The organism is Mycobacterium sp. NPDC050853 (assembly GCF_040653875.1).
Taxonomy (GTDB): domain Bacteria; phylum Actinomycetota; class Actinomycetes; order Mycobacteriales; family Mycobacteriaceae; genus Mycobacterium.
In genome coordinates this window covers 14,027-32,109 of record NZ_JBFAGW010000002.1, presented here as the reverse complement: position 1 = coordinate 32,109, position 18,083 = coordinate 14,027, and the positions used below count along the sequence as shown (strand labels likewise).

Below are 18,083 nucleotides of genomic sequence, written 5' to 3'. Positions count from 1 at the left end.
ACGGATCTCTGCTACCGACCACCAACCAGCCGCTACCAACTCATCTTGGTTGAGATTTTGTTGTGCAACCAGGCCCTGTCCCTAGGTACTTTTTACCTACCCGTAGCAGGGTGATTCGGGGTGGCATGCTCTGCCCATGGCAGACATCGCAAAGGCCAATATCGAGCTAGGACCGTTTCTGCGGGCGCGCCGTGCAGAGCTGACTCGAGCGAAGGTGGGATTACCACCTGCAGCGGGGATAAGGCGAGTCAGCGGGTTACGGCGGGAAGAGGTCGCCCAGCTCGCGGGGATCAGCGCCGACTACTACGCGCGGCTTGAACAGGGGCGACTCTCCAGCGTCTCGGAATACACGCTGGCCGCGGTATGTGAAGCGTTGCGGCTCAATCCGGACCAGGAAACCTACGTCCGCACGCTGGCTCGCAAGCCCGCGATCCCCAACTCGACCGGCGATATGACGGTTGATGCTTCAACCCGCAACCTTCTGGCTCACCTCACTGATGTACCCGTGCTGGTGCTCGGCCCCTACTTGGACGTCCTTGGTTGGAACACCCTTGCGTCCGCGCTGTTTCTGGACTTCGCGCAACTGCCGCGTGAGCATCGGAACCTTGTCTGGCTGGCGTTCTTGGAAACTCAAGTTCGCGCAATGTATCTCGATTGGGAGTCAGTGGGCCGTACATGCGTGGCTTACCTGCGTATGGACGCGGCACGCCGCCCCAATGATCCCCGTCTGGCCGAATTGGTAGAGGAGCTGTCGGCACGCGATCGCGACTTTCAATCCTGGTGGACATCGCAGACGGTCGCGCACCACAGCACCTCCGGCCGCAAGCGTTACCGGCATCCTGTTGTCGGAGAATTCACCCTCGACTGGCAGATCTACCAGCGCACCGAGGCTCCCGAAACGATGTTGGCGTTTCTGGTGCCGACCCCGAATACCCAGTCGGACAACGCGCTTGGTGCCCTCGCGCGTATTGCAGCCCATCGACCGGAGTCAACATCCGGGACTGGTGCCTACCAGACGCGCACGTAGTCGACGAGCATCTCCGCGGGGTAGGAACCACCCGAGGGATCGCCGCCACCGGAGCCTGAGACCGCCAGGTTCAGCATCGGCTGGAGTGTGTATCCGGGATCGTTAAACGGCCAATCCTCAAGGGAATTCTGGTCGACCGTCAGGTACGGCTCCATACCGTCGTGGTAGTCCATCCAGAAGTACAGCCCGGCCTCGTTCCAGGTGCAGCGCCAGGTGTGCCAGTTGTTGTCCACCGGCATCGGCAGCGTCTCGAATGAGGTGCCGTCCAGGCGCGCGTGAATCGTGGTGCCCGACGGCCAGTCTCCGTTGCCGTACCACTCCACGAGGTCGATCTCGCCGCCGCGCTCGGGGTTGTCGTTCAGCAGCCACCATGCCGGCCATGCACCGTTGGTCAAGCAGTTGAACTTGATGCGGGCCTCGAAGGTGTGGCCGATGCCGCCGCGGAATGTGCCGTGCAGCTTGCCGCTGTAGTACTTGTTGCCTTCCTTGGTCGCACGGATCACCAAGTTGGAGTTCCCGTCGACGAAGATGTTGGTGCGGCTATCGCGGTACTCGCCCATGTTCTCGGGACGATCCCAGAACACCGGGTTCTTGATCTTCTCGCGGAACTTTGAGGCCACCCACTTGGAGCCGTCCGGCGCCGAACCCGCGGGTCCGTTGAACTCGTCGCTGAAGATGTAGCCCGTCGTCTGAGCATCGGGCGGAGCTGTCGGCGGACGCACCCGATCGGCCTGCGCCGTGGCGATAGGCAGGGCGGCGGCTGCGGCAATGCCGAAGCCCATGGTGAGTATCAACTTGCGGCGATCCATTTCAGGCACCCCGAAACGATAATGGTTGTACCTGGCCATTGGGCGCAGCCCCGGCCATTTTGGCTGCTAGTGGCGCGGCAGCATCCGTGCGAGCAACCCGTCCCGCAACCCGATGGTGTGAAACAGCACCGCGCTGACATGCGCGACCACACAGGCGAGCAACGCGTACGCCACCCATGCGTGCGTCTCGCGCAGCGTGCCGTACCACCCGATGCTGGTCGGCGCGATCGACGGAAAGCGCATTCCGGCGATCTCGACCGGCACTCCCGAGGCCGATACCAGCGCCCACCCGATCACCGGTTGCACCAGGAACAACGTGTACATCGCCAGCTCGGATCCCGCCGCGATGAAACGTTCCGGCTGCGCCAGCGACAAGGGCGGCGGCTTATGCCAGATGCGATTCCCGATGCGCAGTACCGCGAGCACCAACACCACCACACCGACGGCCTTGTGCCAGGCGAGCACCAACGGGTAATCGCCGAGCGACCCGACGAGCAGCGCGCCCAGCACCAGCATCGTGATGATCGCGACCGCCATTACCCAATGCAGAAGCTGTGCGGGAAGACCGAACCGAGAATCGTCAGCCATCACGCGTCCTGACCGAACGGTTCCACCGGCGCGGGAGTTTCTCGCGCCCGACGCCGGAACGACTCCGCGTAGATGGCCGCACGTGCCGTCAGGATCGGATCATCGGAGATCTCAATCCCGTTGGGCAGCACCGTCGGATCGAAGTTGGTATCCCGGATTCGTTCCTGCTCTTGAACAATCGCGTGCCCGAGCACCAGCGTCCCAACATCGATCTGTGGGCGGTCGGCTGGCCACGGCAGAGTGGGGTCATGCGTCGGGTCCTGTCCGGGCACACCGAGCTGTAGGAGCAGGCGATACCGCAGTTCGCCGCCCCGAATCGCCTTGGCCAGCGCCTCGAACATCCAATTGGGTCCGATCTTCGCCCCGGCACCCGCGTCGTTCCCGTCGGGGATCACCTGCCACCGCACCGGAGTCCGTGCACCGTCCTTGCCGACGGCAATGAAGGTGTTGAGGCTGTTGTACGTGGCCTCCGCGAACGACGATGCCTTCGGTGCGGCCTCGATCAGTTTCTGTGCGGCCGCTGCGGCGGGGTTATCCCGCATGAAGGCCGCAGCCCTGTCCTTATCGCCGGAAAGTCGCGCCGAGAGCAGCCCGTAGAACATCTCCGGCGTGGGTGCCATGAATACCGGTGCGGCAGCCATCGCGGTGCGCCACTGCTGCCTGCCGGGAAGCGAAAATTCAAGGGCCAGCGCCTGTCCGGAACCGGTATCCGGCTGGTGCGGGTTCGCCCCGCCCACCGAGAACCGTCCCACGACGGGATGGACGCCCTTGGCGAACACCGTCGCCGAGGACACCTCGGCCCCTGCCCCGTTGCTTTCGAAACGCCCGGACACCGCAAGAGCTTTGGCGTGGTTGCGTCGATACCCGACGAACCGTCCGCCGGTGGTCTCGAACAGGTTGATGAAGGAGCGTCCGGTCAACCGTGACCCGACCCGGCCCTCGAAGGCCAAGAACCCGCCCAGCCCCGTGACGGTGACGGCTCCGGCGGCTGCCAGGCCCATGAACATCCGGCGGTCCAGCTTTCGTGTGGCCACGAATCGAGCCTAATACTCGAATCTGTGAGTGCACCGGGGACAATGAAACGATGTTGAAGCGTCTCGTCCTCGTCGCCTTCGGTCTCGGATGCGTATTCAGCCAGGCCGCACCCGCCGGCGCCGACCCCGGTATCCCACCGGTCAGCGACGCCGCCCGCGCCGCCGGGCTGGTTGACGTGCGCACCGCCGTCCCCGACGCGATCATCGACCTGCGCTACGCCACCACCAACAACTTCACCGGTATCCAGCTGTACCCGGCCAACGCTCGCTGCCTGGTGCATGAATCCATGACGCCCGGGCTCAAGACTGCCGCCGACACCCTGCGCACCACCGGCGAGCGGCTGGTCTTCTGGGATTGCTACCGCCCGCATGAAGTCCAGGTGCGCATGTTCCAGGTGGTGCCGAATCCCAACTGGGTCGCCAAACCCGGCCAGTACGCGCGCAGCCATGAGGCCGGACGTTCCGTGGACGTCACCCTCGCCAACGCGCGGGGTCTGGTCGATATGGGTACCGGCTTCGACGATTTCTCACCGCGTTCCCTGGCCTACGCCACCGAGGGAGTAAGCGCCGACCAGCAGGCCAACCGTGCCCGGCTGCGTGGCGCCATGCAGGCCGGCGGGTTGCAGGTGTATTCGGGGGAGTGGTGGCATTTCGACGGGCCGGGCGCCGGGGTTGACCGGCCGTTCCTCAACGCGCCGGTCAATTGACGAGACGGTTGTTCCGTTTTCTCGGGAAAAGTCGAGTAGTCCAGTACCCAGTGCAATAGGTGCCTGTCGGAGTAATTTCCTTTTCGGGTCGATCGATCCGACTGGGAGGTTGCCATGCCTGCTTCACCGACTCCCATTGGGAGACTTCGCCGCAGCACCCTCCTCGTGGTGTTCGCCGGAGCCCTCGTGGCCGCCTGCGGCGGCGCTGGCGAAACCGTCACTCATACGGTGACCCAGACGGTCACCGATCAGACGACGGTCACCCGCGACGGCGGCTCCCATGGGAGTACCGGCGGCGGTTCGTCCTCGTCCGCGACGCCCAAGGACGACGGCCTTGCGTGGGTGCCGTACGGGCCCAAGGACCCTGCCTTCCCGACACCGGGATGGGACGTCTACGCCTACTTCCTCAAACACGACTGCGCGAGCCTGAAGAACGTCCAGAAACCCGAGGGCAATCTCTACGAGGCCGCGGTGGCCGTATGCCGTGCCGCGGTGAACGGCGAACAGAGCCAATGGAATGTGGCGGCTACGGCCTTCGCGGCGCGTGGCACCGGCATTGAGATCGGCCCGGCGCAGTGCGTCGACGACACCATCGCGGCCATGGTCACCACGCTGCTGGCCTGGCATGAGAAGCATCCGGGCACTCAGCCCGAGTTGACGTTCCCGCAGACCGACGGCCGGACCGCATGCTCGCGCGATAACAACAGCTTCGTGCCACCGGACGAGAACGGCGAGACTGATTCCTCCACAACCAGTTCCACGACATCGAGCACCACCACAACGTCATCCACGACCACCTCTAGCGCCACAGCCACCACCACACCGTCGGGGCGGTGAGTCAGTGGGAGAACTGCCAGTGCACCGACTGGTCCTCCTCCAGCACGATGATGCTGCCCTTCTGGATGGTCCACCCCTCGGTCATCAGGAACAGCCTGCCGCCGGACTCGGCGAGCAGCCGTAACCCGGTGGTGCGGTACAGCGTTTTGGGTCCGGTAGTGATCTGCTCGGTCCGCACCACGGGCGAGTCGATACCCAGCGGGCTCTCGCTGACCGCCGTCGCGCGGGGCAGTGTCGACACCGACTGTTCGTAGCGCTGCGCATACCCCCGGCCGACGATATCGGCGTACCCCTGCACCGCCCAGAACACCGCTGCCGCAATCACGATGCCGATGAGCACGGCCTCGAGCACATCTGGGGGGCGGGCAATGACATTGCGCGGCCGGGTGCGCTCCTGTCCCTGGCGGCTCAGGTGCCGCCCGTATACCGCCACCGCGGTGCCGACTGCGATCATGAGCGGCCACACCACCGTCCCGGGTTCCCAGCGGCGAGTCATCGAGGGCAGGACCACGCCGAGTATCGCGATACCCAGCCCACCGAACATCGCGGCCCGGCAGATCACCCGGACGGTACCGGTCACGCCGTCTCGCCCGATCATCTCGGTCAACACGCGATGCGCTGCCAGCCAGGCGATTCCGATGATCGCAGTGGCCAGGATCGGTAGATAGAGGGTGCTGATACTGCGCAGCACATAGTCCTGCGTGGTGAAGCGGAAAAGGCTTACCTCGATCCCCATCCACTGCGACTGCGCGTCACTGCGTGCCCACCCGAAATACAGCAGCAGTGCGGTGATCATCGTCAACGGGGTACCCACTGTGGTGATTACCGCGATAACAGGGCGCAGGACCGATACCGGGTCCGGTGGATCCTCGATGGCGGTCGGGGCGGGAGCGCCGTCGTCTCCCGGCGCATCGGCGGGCTGACGCGCTGGCTCCTCCGACGTTGCTCCGGTCGGCATGGCAGCATGCTACGCGCGGCGGCCTGACCTGGGAGGAAAATTCCCTTGTCTCCCAACGCTGCCGCATCTAGCCTGGCTGACGTCCTTATCCCCGACGGAAGGTACGACATGGAGCTGTGAGGTCTGGTCTCAAACCCACCTCACTCGAAAGGCTCTCTTTTGTCTGCCGTCATTACGTCCAGCGCTCTCACCTACATTCACGCCGACGGTGCCGTCGCCCTCGACGGGCTCGACATGTTGGTTCCGGCGGGCCGTTCCGGCCTCGTGGGAGTCAACGGCTCCGGTAAGTCGACGCTACTCAAGCTCATCGCGGGGGAGCTGCGGCCGACATCGGGCAGCGTCCATGCCTCGGGCCACATTGGTTATCTGCCACAGGATCTCACCATCCGTGCCGAGGAATCGGTACCTGACCTGCTTGGCCTCACCCCCGTCCTGGCGGCCATCGAGGCCATCGAAAACGGGTCCACCGATCAGCTGCACTTCGACACCGTCGGGGATGACTGGGATCTCGCCGACCGGGTCGCCGCCGAACTGGAACGCCTTGGGCTGCCCAGGGCCGTGCTGGAACGCAGGCTGGGGGAACTGTCCGGCGGTGAGGTCATCCGGCTCGGTATCGCCCGGCTGCTGCTGCGCCGCCCGGACATCCTGCTGCTCGATGAGCCCACCAACAACCTTGACGGTGAATCCCGTTCGCATCTCTACGATCTTGTCGAGACCTGGCCGCGCACTCTGTTGGTGGTCAGCCACGACCGGGAACTGCTCGAGCGCGTCGAGCGCATCGGCGACCTGCGCGACGGTTCCATCGCCTGGTACGGCGGCGGCTACGGCGTCTATGCCAACCAGGTGGCCGCCGAGCAAGAGGCTGCCGCGCAAGCGATCTCGACGGCCAAGTCCGAGGTACGCCGTGAGCGTCGCGACCTGGCCGAGGCCGAACGCGTGATCGCGCAGCGCAAGCGGTACGGCGCCAAGATGCAGGCCAACAAGCGTGAACCCAAGATAGTCATGGGCCTGCGCAAGCGGTCGGCGCAGGAATCGGCTGCCGCGCTAAAACAGACCCAGACCGACCGGCTGGATAAGGCCCGCGAGAATCTGGATGAGGCGCAGACCCGGCTGCGTGCCGACCGCTCCATCCGCATCGACCTGCCGGGTACCGAGGTCCCCGCCGGGCGCGACGTGCTCACCACCCACAACCTGGTGCTGCGTCACGGGGTGGCCGCCGCGTTGGAGCTGCGCGGACCGCAGCGCGTCGGGCTGGTGGGCCCCAACGGATCGGGCAAGACCACGCTGTTGCATACGATCGCCGGGCGGATCGCCCCGGCGGAAGGTGTTGTCACCGTGCATGTCCCGCTGGGACTCCTGCCACAGCGTCTCGATCTGCTGGACGACGGGCTCAGCGTTGTGGACAACGTCGCCGCGCGGGCGCCACATGCCGATATCAACACCATCAGGGCGCGGCTGGCCCGGTTCCTTTTCCGGGGCAACGCCGCCGACCGCCTGGTGGGCACGCTATCGGGTGGTGAGCGGTTCCGGGCGACGCTGGCCGCGGTGCTGCTGGCAGACCCGGCACCACAGCTGCTGCTGCTCGACGAGCCGACCAACAACCTGGACTTCGCGTCTTATGACGCGCTGGTCTCGGCGCTATCCGACTACCGGGGCGCGGTGATCGTCGCCAGCCACGACCTCGGTTTCCTTGAGGACATCGGGGCCGAGCAGGCGGACTGGGGGGCGGAACCGGTAATGGGGTAGTGCAGTACGCACGCCAGGGGGATGACTCCGCACGCACGCTGAGCTCGTCATGTCCAACACCGCGCACGTGCGGCTATGTCAAGGAGACTCACGATGTGTTTCATTATCCCCCAAGATGTTCTGCTGCGATTGGCCGACGATGATAGCGTCGCCGACGATTCGCGGACGGCCCTGGCGGCTACGGCCGCGTCCGAATCGGCCTGGCGGACACTGCGCGACGCGCACACCGAGGCCACCCAGGCCGGATTGTTGGCCCGTGCCGATGCATTCGCCGGAGTAGCCAAGGCGCTGGCCACGGCCCCGGGCACCCCGGTGTTCGACTGCAAGCACACCACCTCGCTACCCGGTATCACGATCGCGAATCCAGGCACCTCCACCGATACCTCCGCCAAGCACGCATTCACCGAAACCGCATCGGTTGCAAAGTTTTACAAGGAGTGCTTCGGACGAAATTCCGTTGACGACGAAGGCATGACCCTGGTGTCCTCCGTGCACTACAGCGTCAACTACTCCAACGCGTTCTGGAACGGTTCGCAGATGACATACGGCGACGGTGACGGCCAGATCTTCGTCGACTTCACCGCGTCCAACGACGTGATCGGCCACGAGCTGACGCACGGCGTCACCCAGTACACGGCGGGCCTGCTCTATAAGAACGAGGCCGGTGGCCTCAACGAGAGCATGTCGGATGTGTTCGGATCGATGTTCCGGCAGTGGAGCGCCGGCCAGACCGTGGATCAGGCCGACTGGCTGATCGGCAAGGACATCATGGGTCCGCGTGCGATCGCCAAGGGCTTCACCTGCCTGCGCGATATGGCGGATCCGGGTGCCCGGCACTGCCTCTCGCCGCAGCCCTCGCACTATCGCGACTATGTGCCCGGCAGTGACCCGCATGAGAGCAGCGGTATCCCCAACTACGCGTTCTACCTCGCGGCGACCAAGCACGGCTCGTACTCCTGGCAGGGTGTGGGGACGGTCTGGTACGAGGCCCTGACCAGCCCGAAGGCCCGTCCGAACATGAAGATGAAGGCCTTCGCCAACCTGACTCGCGAGATCTCCGCAGCCAACGCGGCCGCCGAATCGGTACATAAGGCGATTGACGACGCGTGGACCGCGGTCGGACTGTAGCGTCGGCGTCATGGTGGAGTACCTCATCGACCGGAGGGGCGGATTCACCGGCCTTCCGGCAAGCGGGACGGCTACCGACCAGAGCCTGGACCCCGAGGCTCGGCGTGCACTGGATGGATTGTTGGACAGCCCCGGATCGCTGCCAGGCGACCCGGGGGCTGACCGCTTCACCTACACGGTGACCCGGGTCAGCGGGTCTGACCGGACCACCCGGAACATCCCGGAGAGTTTGTTGCCCGACGCCGTCCGGCAGGTTGTCCAAGAACGGATCTGACGGGCGGCTCGAGCGGCCGGACCTGACAGTTCACCGCTCACGAGCCGAGCGAGCATGCACGCTGCCGGGTAGGGTGATCCGTAATGTGCACGCGTTTCATCATCCCGCCGGCCGTACTGTCGCGACTGGCCGAGGATGGCGATATCGCCGAAGACTCGCGAGTGGCTCTGTTGTCCACGGCGGCATCCGAATTGTCTTGGCGTACTTTGCGAAATGCGCACACGCGAGCTACCCAGGCCGGGTCGGTGGCCGGTGCCTTGGCCAAGGTCCCCGAAACACCGGTATTCGATTGTCGGCAGACCACGTCATTGCCGGGCGTGGCCGTGGCCGAGCCCGCCACCTCCGATGACGCCACCGCCCGGCGGGCATTCACTGAAACGGCAGCGGTCGTGCGGTTCTACCGGGAATGCTTCGGGCGCAACTCCGTTGACAACGCGGGGATGACGCTGGTCTCATCCATTCATTACGGCGTCAAGTACACCAACGCATTCTGGAACGGCTCCCAGATGGCGTACGGCGATGGCGACGGCCAGTTGTTTCTGGACTTCACCAAGGCCAACGATGTGATCGGTCATGAACTGACACACGGGGTTACGCAATTCACCGCGGGCCTGAACTACGAGAACGAGGCCGGGGCATTGAACGAGAGTGTCTCGGATGTATTCGGTTCGATGTTCCGGCAATGGCAAGCAGAACAGACCGCGGACAAGGCCGATTGGCTGATCGGCAAGGACATCCTGGGGCCGCGTGCCCTCGACAAGGGGTACACGTGCCTGCGGGATCTCGCGGAACCCGGCGCCGGCCACTGCCTCTCGCCGCAACCGGCTCACTATCGCGACTATGTTCCCGGCAGTGACCCGCATGATGGCAGCGGCATCCCCAACCACGCGTTCTACCTCGCGGCGACCAAACACGGCTCCGCATCCTGGGAGGCCGTGGGGACGGTCTGGTATGACGCGCTGACCAGCCCGAAGGCAAGAAAGAACATGACGTTCAAGGCCTTCGCGAAACTCACCCGGCAGATCGCTGCCGCCCGCCCCAGCGCCGGGTCGCCCGCAACAGCGATTGACGAGGCTTGGGCAGAGGTCGGGCTCTAGTCGCCGGTGTCCCAGTAGTTGGGGCAGGAGACGTCGACGTAGACGGTCGTATTCGCCTTGACCTGCGTGCCGGAACGATCGGGGTTGTTGATCCCGTTGACGGTGCAGAACTCCAGCGGCGTCAGAGTGTTGCCCTGCACCCAATTGATCTGGACCTCGTAACCCTGGCTCTCCAGTTCCGAGATGGTTTCGCTGGCCGAGCCCGAACCGGCTATTGGCCAGCTGGGGTCCGCGGCAGCCGTCGGCGCTAGTGACAGCGCAATTACCAGCGACACAAGCACCGCACCTAATCGCATGACGAACCTCCGCCTCCATGTTAGCTCGCTCGGCTGAGGCAAGATGGGACCTCACATCCCATGAAGGAGAGACCGATGACGTTCTCGTCCGAGCACGAAGACTTCCGCAGTACCGTCCGCCGGTACATCGAGGAGAAGATCAACCCCCACGTCGACGAGTGGGAACGCGAGCAGATGATGCCGCTGCACGACGTGATCGCCGATATGGCCAAACTCGGATTCGTCGGTCTCGAATACGACCCCGAGTACGGCGGGCAGGGCGCCGATCACCTCTTCACCCTGGTGCTCGCCGAGGAACTCGGCCGGGTGGACCACGGCTCCTTCCCGATGGCATTCGGAGTTCACGTGGCGATGGCGACCCCATCGCTGCACAAGCACGGCAGCGACGAGCTCAAGCGCGAGTTCCTGGCACCGGCGCTGCAGGGTGAGCAGATCGCCGCCATCGCGGTGACCGAGCCGGACGCCGGTTCTGACGTGGCCGCCATCAAGACCTCCGCGCGCCGCGACGGTGGCGACTGGGTGATCAACGGCTCAAAGATGTTCATCACCAACTCTGTTCAGGCCGACTGGTTGTGTGTGTTGGCCCGCACCTCCAATGAGGGCGGCTACGGGGGGATGAGCCAGATCATCGTCCCAACCAAGACTCCCGGATACGAGGTCCGCAAGCTCGACAAGCTCGGCATGCACGCCTCCGACACCGGTCTGATCACGTTCGACGATGTGCGGGTGCCGGTGTCACACACCATCGGCGAGGTGGGGCGGGGGTTCCAGCAGCAGATGTCGCAGTTCGTGATGGAGCGCATGTTCGGCGCCTATGGCATCCCCGCCAGCGTGAACAGGGCGTTGCAGCGCACCAAGGAATATGCCTTGCAGCGCCAGGTGTTTGGCAAGCCGCTCACCAAGAACCAGCACCTGGCCTACCAGTACGCAAACCTGGCCGCGCGGGCCGACATGCTGGAGACCTATACCCGCGATGTCGCCGCCCGGTACATGGCGGGAGAGAACGTGACGCGGAAGGTGACTATCGCCAAGCTCACCGCCGGGCCGCTGGTCCGCGAGGCCGGTGACTGGTGCCTGCAGGTGCATGGCGGCATGGGGTACATGACCGAGACGTGGACGTCGCGGTTCTTCCGGGATCAGCGTCTGCTCAGCATCGGCGGCGGAGCCGACGAGGTGATGATGCGGGTGCTATCCCAAATCGACGGATTCGCCTGAGAGTCCAGGGGGCGCCGGGCTGCACACCTCAATGTGCCCGCCTCTGAGCGACAATCTGGCGTCCCCAGATAAATGTCGCTCATAGCCGGGCACTCGAGACATGTCCCCGAAATCGGCCCAAACCTCAGACCCGCGCCAGCTCCTCTTCCACCGATGCAGTGTCGGCCACACTGACACCGATCAGCGTTAGGTCCTGTAACCGTTCCGGAGTCGCCTGCGAGGTGGCGTCCTCGACGAGCACCGCGCGGAAGTCGCGCTCGGAGGCGTCGAACAGCGTGCCGCGCGGGCAGTTCGGCAGGTTGCAACCCGCCACCACCACGGTCGAGACGGCCCGCGAGCGCAGATGTTCCTCCAGACCGGTGCGGTAGAAGGCGCTCCAGCGCGGTTTGAACAGAATGTGCTCGGCGGGACCGATCTCCTGGAAACCGCCCGCCAGCAGCAGCTCCGGGTCCAGCCGCTCACCGTTCGGTAAGAGCTCGGCCGGGATCTGTGAACCGTCACTACCCGGCGCTGCGACCTCGCGCCCCGCGAGAATCTCTGCGCGACGGGGCAAATCGGTGTCGGTGCCGCCCGGTACATAGAGCCGCACCACGTGCACGATGGGCCGACCGGCCCTGCGGAATGCCGCAACAAGCCGACCGAGCTGGGGTATCCGATCGGCGGTCCCCGGCACCGTCATGACACCGGAGACGAACTCGACCTGCACATCGATGACCACCAGCGCGGCCCGGTCCCACTCAGGAGCGACGAAGCTTGTCACACCTGCACAGTAACCGGCTGCACACCCCAAATTTCTTCGCAGTACTGAGCGATGGCGCGGTCCGAGGAGAACTTGCCGCTGCGGGCGGTGTTGAGGATCGACATCCGCGTCCACGCCGTCACGTCATGCCACGCTTCGGATACTCGGTCCTGGCACTCGATGTACGCGGAGTAGTCGGCCAGCACCAGGAATGGGTCGTGGCCGCGTAGCGAGTCCACCACCGGGCGGAACACCTCCGGGTCGCCCCCCGAGAAGTGCCCGCCGCCAATGAGATCCAGCACCGCGCGCAGCTCGTCGTTCAGCTCGACAAAATCCTCGGGCCGGTAGCCGTCGTGCACCAGGCGCTGCACCTCGTCCACGGTCAGCCCGAAGAGGAAGAAGTTCTCGGGCCCGGCCTCCTCGCGGATCTCGACATTGGCACCGTCGAGGGTGCCAATGGTGAGCGCACCGTTGAGCATGAACTTCATGTTCCCGGTGCCCGATGCCTCCTTGCCTGCCGTCGAAATCTGTTCCGACAGATCAGCGGCCGGGTAGATCAGGTGCGCGCTCTTGACGTTGAAGTTCGGCAGGAACGCCACCTTGAGGTACTGGCTCACGTGCGGATCATTGTTGACGGTCTCGGCGACCGCGTTGATGAGCTTGATGATCCGCTTGGCCATGAAGTACCCGGGCGCGGCCTTACCGCCGAATATGAAGGCGCGCGGCGCGATCCGCAGATCCGGGTTCTGCTTGAGCCGGTGGTACAGCGTGACGATATGCAGCACGTTGAGGTGCTGACGCTTGTACTCGTGGATCCGCTTGACCTGGATATCGAACATCCAGTTGGGGTCCAGATCGACCCCGGTGGTCGACAGGACATACTCGGCGAGCCGGGCCTTGTTGAGGCGCTTGACCTCTCGCCACTGCATCCGGAAGGACGAGTCCTCCGCGTAGGGTTCCAGCTCACGCAGCCGGTCCAGATCGGTCAGCCAGCCCTCGCCGATGGTGTCGTCGAGCAACTCCCGCAGCCCCGGATTGGCCAGCGCCAGGAACCGGCGCGGCGTCACCCCATTGGTCTTGTTACTGAACCGCTCGGGCCACAGCTCGAAGAAGTCCTTGAGCACACTCTCTTTCAGCAGCTCCGAGTGCAGCGCGGCGACACCGTTGACCGCGTGGCTGCCGACGGTGGCCAGGTGCGCCATGCGCACACTCTTGCCGCCCTCCTCGCCGATGAGCGACATCCGCCGCAGTCGGGCGTCGTCACCGGGGAAGCGCGAGCGCACCTCGTCGAGGAAGCGCCGGTTGATCTCGTAGATGATCTCCAGATGCCGGGGCAGGGATTCCGCGAACAGTCCCAGTGGCCAGGTCTCCAGCGCCTCGGGCAGCAGCGTGTGGTTGGTGTACCCGAACGAGGCCACGGTGATCTCCCAGGCCTCATCCCAGCTCAGCCCACGCTCGTCGAGCAGCAGCCGCATCAGCTCGGCGACACCGATCGACGGGTGAGTATCGTTGAGCTGCAACGAGAATTGCTCGGCGAGCTCGGTGACGGGCCGCTCGGCGACATCCTCCAGGATGTGCAATACCCGCTGCAGCGAGCATGAGACGAAGAAGTGCTGTTGCAGCAGCCGCAGCCGTTTACCGGCCTCGGGCTCGTCGTTGGGGTAGAGCACCTTGGTGACAGTCTCGGAGGCCACCTCGTCCTCGACGGCCTTGTAGTAGTCACCGGCGTTGAAGGCGTCCAGCTCGAAGGACTGCACGGCGCGGGCACTCCACAGGGTCAGCGTGTTGCAGGTGTTCACGCCATAGCCCTGGATGGGGGTGTCGTAGGGGATGCCCTTGAGGAAGCGCTGCGGGATCCAGCGCGCACGGAAGTTTCCGGCCCCGTCCAGGTACTGCTCGGTGTGACCGCCCCATCCGACGAGGAAGTTGAGGTCGGGTTTGGCTATCTCCCACGGATTTCCGTTGTCCAGCCAGTTGTCGGTCTTCTCGACCTGCCAGCCGTCGCGAATCTCTTGGTCGAAGATCCCGTACTCGTAGCGGATGCCGTAGCCGATCGCGGGTCGGTCCAGGGTGGCCAACGAGTCCATATAGCAGGCCGCCAGGCGCCCGAGGCCACCGTTGCCCAGTCCCGGCTCCTCCTCGCATGCCAGCACCTCATCGAGGTCCTGACCCAGCGCCGACAGGGCGTCCCGGGCCTGGGCCTCGATCTGCAGGTTCAGCAGGTTGTTACCCAGCTGCGGGCCCATCAGGAACTCGGCGGACAGGTACACCGCCACCTTGCGGCTCAGGTCCAGATAGGTCTGCATGCTGGCGATCCAGCGCTGCTGCATGCGATCCCGCACCGCGAGGGCCAGTGCGCGGTAGTAATGCGCGGGAGTGAGCACGCTCGCCGGGCGCCCGATCGAGTACCGCAGGTGGTCGATGATGGCCCGCTGCAGCGGTTCGGCGGTCAGTCCGGTGCGGGAGTGTTCATCCATGCCCACACCGTGCCATCGGATGGCGCATAGGGAAACCGGAAACAGGCGACCAGCAGGTTACTGCGGGGTGACCACCACGCGCACTCCGGACGGCTCACTCGCCGCCCACACGGTTTCGATATCGGCCAACGGCCGGGACAGCGTCTGCAGGTGCAGGTCTCTGCTCTCGACCATGGCGAACAGCTTCGGCAGGGCTTCGGTGCGGGCCTGTAGCAGGGACTCGGGCGGGACACTGCCGATGCCGACCCCGCACAGGGTGATGCCGGTGCTGCGCAGGGTGGAGGCGTTGACGCTGACGGTCTCGCCGGTCATCGCGCCGATCTGCACGAAGCGGGTGCCATGGAAGTGCGCCGACGAGTGGCTGGCCGCCAGTGCGTTCAGGGTCTGCTCGGCGGGGGAGCCCCACAGATAGTCCAGCACGGCGTCGAACGGGCGCTTTGTGTGCTGCGCGATGACGTGTTCGGTGAGGTCGTCGCTGCCCAGTGCGATGACATCGTCTGCGCCCACCGTACGCAGCCAGGCCAGCCGCTCGGCGTTACGGCCCGCCACCGTCACGTGTTCGGCCCCGAATACGGATTTCGCCAGTTGCACCGCCAAGGATCCGGTGACCCCGGTACCGCCCAACACCAGCACGTGCTGGCCGGGCTGCACCGCGGCGGCATAGGACAGGGCCAGCCAGGCCGACAGTCCTGGATTGGGTATCGCGGCGGCGGTCACCGAATCGACGTGCTCGGGCACCTCGACGGCACCCGCGGGGTAGACGATGGTGCGTTCGGCCATCAGGCCGTACGGCGCGATAGCCCCGGTGTACACGCGTCTGCCGTCGGCAAGCCTGGCCACGCCATCGACGCCGGCGATTGCCGGAAGGCGAGTTTCCATGCTGCTGTAGTGCTTTCCGGAGATGACGGCCCGGGTGAGGTTGGTCAGGGCGGAGGCTTCGACGGTGGCGACCTCGGCGCCCACTGCGTCCTCGGGGGGTTGCGGATCCGGGAAGTCGGTATAGGCCGGTTGCTGTCCCCACTCATGCACGACTGCTGCCTTCATGGCTCACTCCTCAAGTTTCCGTAGAAATAGTTTCCATCGAAACCATCGAAAACAATGTACGACACCCCCGTCCGGATGGCAATATGGTTTCCATGAAAACCAAGTTGGCGCTGATCGGCAGCATCAACACCCTGGTGGGTGCGGTGGGGGACAAGTTCGAGTCGGATGACGACGGGGACGCCGAGCGGGATTTTATGGCATCACGGCTTCCGCCGCGGATGGAACATCTCATCAGAACCCTGCCGACACTGTCGCTGCACCTGCTGGCGGCGATCGCCGACGGGCCGGTCAGTGTGGTGGGCCTGGCTGCACGCTCGGGTCAGCTCAAGGGCACGGTATCCAAGCATGTGCAGCGGCTGGTGGACGCGGGTTGGGTGGAGCGCGCGCCGATCCCCGGTAACCGCAAGGAGATCGAGCTCACGATGACCGCCGATGGGCGTGCGGTCGCCGAGGTGCACCGTCAGCTGCACGACGAGATGGAATGCGGTGTAAGCGATTTCCTGCAGCGGTACAGCAATGCGGACCTGCAGGTCGTCCAGAAGGTGTTGCAGGATCTACTGGCCGCAGGCAAGGACGGGGTGCGGATTGCGGCGGCCGGGCGATAGGCGGTTCCTTGCCAAGAACCGTTAGTCCGCTATCCAGTTTCCGTGGAATTGGAACGGAATCCGTGACGGAAGGTGAACTGTGGCTAGCTTTTCCATCGACTGGGCGTCGATAATCAGCATGTTGCTTAGATGGGTGCTGCGGTCGTATTCATACCCGATCAGCACCCCGTCGGCCTCGTCGGAGTTCTTGGAGCGTGGAACCGGTGAAAACTCTCCCGGTATGTGTCCCGCCTCCAATTTGTGTTCCGTGGTGCCGCCGTGGGTGAGGTCGTAGCGGATCAGCGAGGCCCGAGCGTCATCGAGGCTTTCCAGGGTGTCGATGTCGGTGTCTCCGATACTGGTGGTGAAGCCGTATCGGTGCGGCAGGCTGACCCTGCGCGGGTCGACCATCGGGAACTCCTGCAGACGTTCGTCGGTCCAGGATTCCTTGACAGCGCCAGTGACGAGGTCGATCTCCCATCGGTGTAGCCGGGGCCGGCCCTTGTCAAGCACATCGGCAACTCTGTATTCAGAGTCCTTGTCGGGGCCGGTGATTCGGCACGCGTCAACGATGATGGAGTCGTCCTCTTCATGGGCGTTGAGGGTGTGGAACACGTAGCACGGCTCGATATCGAACCAGCGGACCGTGGCCGGGCCGCTGCGCGGGATCACGCCGATCCGGCTGGGGTGTGATGGCTTCCAACGTATGGGCACTTCCGCGTTTTTGGGGCGTGGGGCCCTGTTCACCAGCGGTCCGGCCAGTGCTGGCGGCTCGAACCGGCCGAGAACCCCCGCCGCAATGCGACTAAGGAATGGCGGCGCATAACGACGGGTCAGCAGCGAGAGATCCAGCACCAGTGGACAATCAAAGATCATCACGTAGTTCTCGCTCAGTGCGATGTCGTGCAGGAGAGGCCGTCCGGGCACGTCGAGCGGGACCCTCTTGCGCACCGCTCCGTCAGTGCCAATCACCACGTAGTGGGCGATTGCGGGGCCGACGAGCTGGTAGGTGACGGCGTGCAGCTCACCGGTGACCGGATCGAGTTTGGGATGGCCGGTATAGCCGCCTTCCAATGTTCGGCCGAAATCACAGGTTCCGACGGTCTCCAGCTCATCGGTCAATTCATAGGGCGCGACGCCGCCCTCGGCGCCGACGATCGTCCTACCGCCGAACCCGAACACGGTCGTTTGTGGCGCGACCAGGGACGTGCCGACGCGGTGATTGACCGGCTTCGGCCTCTCGCCGAGCAATCTGGACACTTTCGGTGTGCGCACCCACCGACTGCGGTACCACTCGGCGCGGCCGTCGCGCAGCCGAACGCCATGCACCATGCCGTCGCCGGTGAGCCCGAAGACCGAGTAGTTGTTCGGGTCATATTGTCCGGGTAGTGGATTGGGTCCGGTGCGCACATATCTCCCGTTGAGAAACTTCGGGATCTCGCCTGTCACCTTGAGTGTGGTGGCGGTGACTTCGCGATCGACGGGCAGCACGTGCTCGTCGGAGAGTAAATCTACTTCCATGA

18 protein-coding genes are annotated in these 18,083 nt (G+C 64.7%); 9 read left to right on the top strand and 9 right to left on the bottom strand.

The window, feature by feature from the left end; all coding sequences use genetic code 11:
* Window positions 1-136: 136 nt before the first annotated feature.
* The gene (locus AB0H22_RS08440) at window positions 137-1,027 is read left to right on the top strand and encodes a helix-turn-helix transcriptional regulator (RefSeq protein ID WP_358146227.1); all 891 of its coding nucleotides are present in this window, start codon (window positions 137-139) and stop codon (window positions 1,025-1,027) included.
* Here AB0H22_RS08440 and AB0H22_RS08435 read toward each other — a convergent pair.
* The 3 genes from AB0H22_RS08435 to AB0H22_RS08425 all read right to left on the bottom strand — a co-directional run bounded on the left by AB0H22_RS08435 (window position 1,009) and on the right by AB0H22_RS08425 (window position 3,458).
* Window positions 1,009-1,836 (bottom strand): glycoside hydrolase family 16 protein, encoded by an 828-nt coding sequence (locus tag AB0H22_RS08435; protein WP_180751939.1) that lies wholly within the window; start codon window positions 1,834-1,836, stop codon window positions 1,009-1,011. The genes AB0H22_RS08440 and AB0H22_RS08435 overlap by 19 nt on opposite strands.
* Before the next feature lie 66 nt (window positions 1,837-1,902).
* Window positions 1,903-2,424 (bottom strand): cytochrome b/b6 domain-containing protein, encoded by a 522-nt coding sequence (locus AB0H22_RS08430; protein ID WP_358146225.1) that lies wholly within the window; start codon window positions 2,422-2,424, stop codon window positions 1,903-1,905.
* The gene (locus AB0H22_RS08425; protein ID WP_358146223.1) at window positions 2,424-3,458 is read right to left on the bottom strand and encodes a catalase family peroxidase; all 1,035 of its coding nucleotides are present in this window, start codon (window positions 3,456-3,458) and stop codon (window positions 2,424-2,426) included. The genes AB0H22_RS08430 and AB0H22_RS08425 overlap by 1 nt, the downstream gene beginning before the upstream one ends.
* Window positions 3,459-3,508: 50 nt before the next feature.
* Here AB0H22_RS08425 and AB0H22_RS08420 point away from each other — a divergent pair, with 50 nt between their 5' ends.
* Window positions 3,509-4,165 (top strand): M15 family metallopeptidase, encoded by a 657-nt coding sequence (locus AB0H22_RS08420; RefSeq protein ID WP_358146221.1) that lies wholly within the window; start codon window positions 3,509-3,511, stop codon window positions 4,163-4,165.
* A 114-nt stretch (window positions 4,166-4,279) separates the two neighbouring features.
* Window positions 4,280-5,002: a hypothetical protein gene (locus AB0H22_RS08415; protein WP_358146219.1), complete on the top strand. Its 723-nt coding sequence runs from the start codon at window positions 4,280-4,282 to the stop codon at window positions 5,000-5,002.
* A 1-nt stretch (window position 5,003) separates the two neighbouring features.
* On the opposite strand, the gene AB0H22_RS08410 is transcribed toward AB0H22_RS08415, so the two are convergent.
* A complete protein-coding gene (locus AB0H22_RS08410) occupies window positions 5,004-5,960 on the bottom strand; it encodes a hypothetical protein (RefSeq protein ID WP_358146217.1) in 957 nt (318 codons plus the stop codon).
* A gap of 159 nt (window positions 5,961-6,119) precedes the next feature.
* On the opposite strand from AB0H22_RS08410, the gene AB0H22_RS08405 reads away from it, so the two are divergent.
* The 4 genes from AB0H22_RS08405 to AB0H22_RS08390 all read left to right on the top strand — a co-directional run bounded on the left by AB0H22_RS08405 (window position 6,120) and on the right by AB0H22_RS08390 (window position 10,205).
* Entirely contained in the window at window positions 6,120-7,706 is a 1,587-nt protein-coding gene (locus AB0H22_RS08405) for an ABC-F family ATP-binding cassette domain-containing protein (RefSeq protein ID WP_358146215.1), read from the top strand.
* A gap of 93 nt (window positions 7,707-7,799) precedes the next feature.
* Entirely contained in the window at window positions 7,800-8,834 is a 1,035-nt protein-coding gene (locus tag AB0H22_RS08400) for a M4 family metallopeptidase (RefSeq protein ID WP_180751868.1), read from the top strand.
* Between the two features lie 10 nt (window positions 8,835-8,844).
* Complete coding sequence (locus tag AB0H22_RS08395) at window positions 8,845-9,108, top strand: protealysin inhibitor emfourin (protein WP_180751869.1); 264 nt, start codon at window positions 8,845-8,847, stop codon at window positions 9,106-9,108.
* A gap of 83 nt (window positions 9,109-9,191) precedes the next feature.
* Window positions 9,192-10,205 carry a M4 family metallopeptidase gene (locus tag AB0H22_RS08390; RefSeq protein ID WP_358146212.1) on the top strand — a complete coding sequence of 338 codons (1,014 nt, stop codon included), beginning with the start codon at window positions 9,192-9,194 and terminating at the stop codon, window positions 10,203-10,205.
* Here the strand turns inward: AB0H22_RS08390 and AB0H22_RS08385 are convergent.
* Window positions 10,202-10,501 carry a hypothetical protein gene (locus AB0H22_RS08385; protein ID WP_180751871.1) on the bottom strand — a complete coding sequence of 100 codons (300 nt, stop codon included), beginning with the start codon at window positions 10,499-10,501 and terminating at the stop codon, window positions 10,202-10,204. The two genes, AB0H22_RS08390 and AB0H22_RS08385, sit on opposite strands and share 4 nt — an antisense overlap.
* 75 nt (window positions 10,502-10,576) lie before the next feature.
* Here AB0H22_RS08385 and AB0H22_RS08380 point away from each other — a divergent pair, with 75 nt between their 5' ends.
* On the top strand, window positions 10,577-11,716 hold the full coding sequence (locus tag AB0H22_RS08380; protein ID WP_358146209.1) for an acyl-CoA dehydrogenase family protein: 1,140 nt from the start codon (window positions 10,577-10,579) through the stop codon (window positions 11,714-11,716).
* A 124-nt stretch (window positions 11,717-11,840) separates the two neighbouring features.
* Here the strand turns inward: AB0H22_RS08380 and AB0H22_RS08375 are convergent, their stop codons facing one another.
* From AB0H22_RS08375 to AB0H22_RS08365, 3 genes are read right to left on the bottom strand one after another with little or no spacing between them, the layout of a single operon-like run.
* Complete coding sequence (locus AB0H22_RS08375; protein WP_358146207.1) at window positions 11,841-12,476, bottom strand: isochorismatase family cysteine hydrolase; 636 nt, start codon at window positions 12,474-12,476, stop codon at window positions 11,841-11,843.
* A complete protein-coding gene (locus AB0H22_RS08370) occupies window positions 12,473-14,932 on the bottom strand; it encodes a glycogen/starch/alpha-glucan phosphorylase (RefSeq protein WP_180751874.1) in 2,460 nt (819 codons plus the stop codon). The genes AB0H22_RS08375 and AB0H22_RS08370 overlap by 4 nt, the downstream gene beginning before the upstream one ends.
* 57 nt (window positions 14,933-14,989) lie before the next feature.
* Complete coding sequence (locus tag AB0H22_RS08365) at window positions 14,990-15,976, bottom strand: zinc-binding alcohol dehydrogenase family protein (protein WP_358146204.1); 987 nt, start codon at window positions 15,974-15,976, stop codon at window positions 14,990-14,992.
* A 92-nt stretch (window positions 15,977-16,068) separates the two neighbouring features.
* On the opposite strand from AB0H22_RS08365, the gene AB0H22_RS08360 reads away from it, so the two are divergent.
* Window positions 16,069-16,581: a MarR family transcriptional regulator gene (locus AB0H22_RS08360; RefSeq protein WP_358146202.1), complete on the top strand. Its 513-nt coding sequence runs from the start codon at window positions 16,069-16,071 to the stop codon at window positions 16,579-16,581.
* 21 nt (window positions 16,582-16,602) lie between these two features.
* Here AB0H22_RS08360 and AB0H22_RS08355 read toward each other — a convergent pair whose 3' ends face one another.
* Window positions 16,603-18,081 carry a carotenoid oxygenase family protein gene (locus AB0H22_RS08355; RefSeq protein WP_358146200.1) on the bottom strand — a complete coding sequence of 493 codons (1,479 nt, stop codon included), beginning with the start codon at window positions 18,079-18,081 and terminating at the stop codon, window positions 16,603-16,605.
* Window positions 18,082-18,083: the final 2 nt, after the last annotated feature.

Bases quoted from the DNA above. Each gene is read 5' to 3' on its own strand.
- AB0H22_RS08440 (WP_358146227.1), top strand. From the start codon at position 137: ATGGCAGACATCGCAAAGGCCAATATCGAGCTAGGACCGTTTCTGCGG.
- AB0H22_RS08435 (WP_180751939.1), bottom strand. From the start codon at position 1,836: ATGGATCGCCGCAAGTTGATACTCACCATGGGCTTCGGCATTGCCGCA.
- AB0H22_RS08430 (WP_358146225.1), bottom strand. From the start codon at position 2,424: ATGGCTGACGATTCTCGGTTCGGTCTTCCCGCACAGCTTCTGCATTGG.
- AB0H22_RS08420 (WP_358146221.1), top strand. From the start codon at position 3,509: ATGTTGAAGCGTCTCGTCCTCGTCGCCTTCGGTCTCGGATGCGTATTC.
- AB0H22_RS08415 (WP_358146219.1), top strand. From the start codon at position 4,280: ATGCCTGCTTCACCGACTCCCATTGGGAGACTTCGCCGCAGCACCCTC.
- AB0H22_RS08410 (WP_358146217.1), bottom strand. From the start codon at position 5,960: ATGCCGACCGGAGCAACGTCGGAGGAGCCAGCGCGTCAGCCCGCCGAT.
- AB0H22_RS08400 (WP_180751868.1), top strand. From the start codon at position 7,800: ATGTGTTTCATTATCCCCCAAGATGTTCTGCTGCGATTGGCCGACGAT.
- AB0H22_RS08395 (WP_180751869.1), top strand. From the start codon at position 8,845: ATGGTGGAGTACCTCATCGACCGGAGGGGCGGATTCACCGGCCTTCCG.
- AB0H22_RS08390 (WP_358146212.1), top strand. From the start codon at position 9,192: ATGTGCACGCGTTTCATCATCCCGCCGGCCGTACTGTCGCGACTGGCC.
- AB0H22_RS08385 (WP_180751871.1), bottom strand. From the start codon at position 10,501: ATGCGATTAGGTGCGGTGCTTGTGTCGCTGGTAATTGCGCTGTCACTA.
- AB0H22_RS08380 (WP_358146209.1), top strand. From the start codon at position 10,577: ATGACGTTCTCGTCCGAGCACGAAGACTTCCGCAGTACCGTCCGCCGG.
- AB0H22_RS08370 (WP_180751874.1), bottom strand. From the start codon at position 14,932: ATGGATGAACACTCCCGCACCGGACTGACCGCCGAACCGCTGCAGCGG.
- AB0H22_RS08365 (WP_358146204.1), bottom strand. From the start codon at position 15,976: ATGAAGGCAGCAGTCGTGCATGAGTGGGGACAGCAACCGGCCTATACC.
- AB0H22_RS08360 (WP_358146202.1), top strand. From the start codon at position 16,069: ATGAAAACCAAGTTGGCGCTGATCGGCAGCATCAACACCCTGGTGGGT.
- AB0H22_RS08355 (WP_358146200.1), bottom strand. From the start codon at position 18,081: ATGGAAGTAGATTTACTCTCCGACGAGCACGTGCTGCCCGTCGATCGC.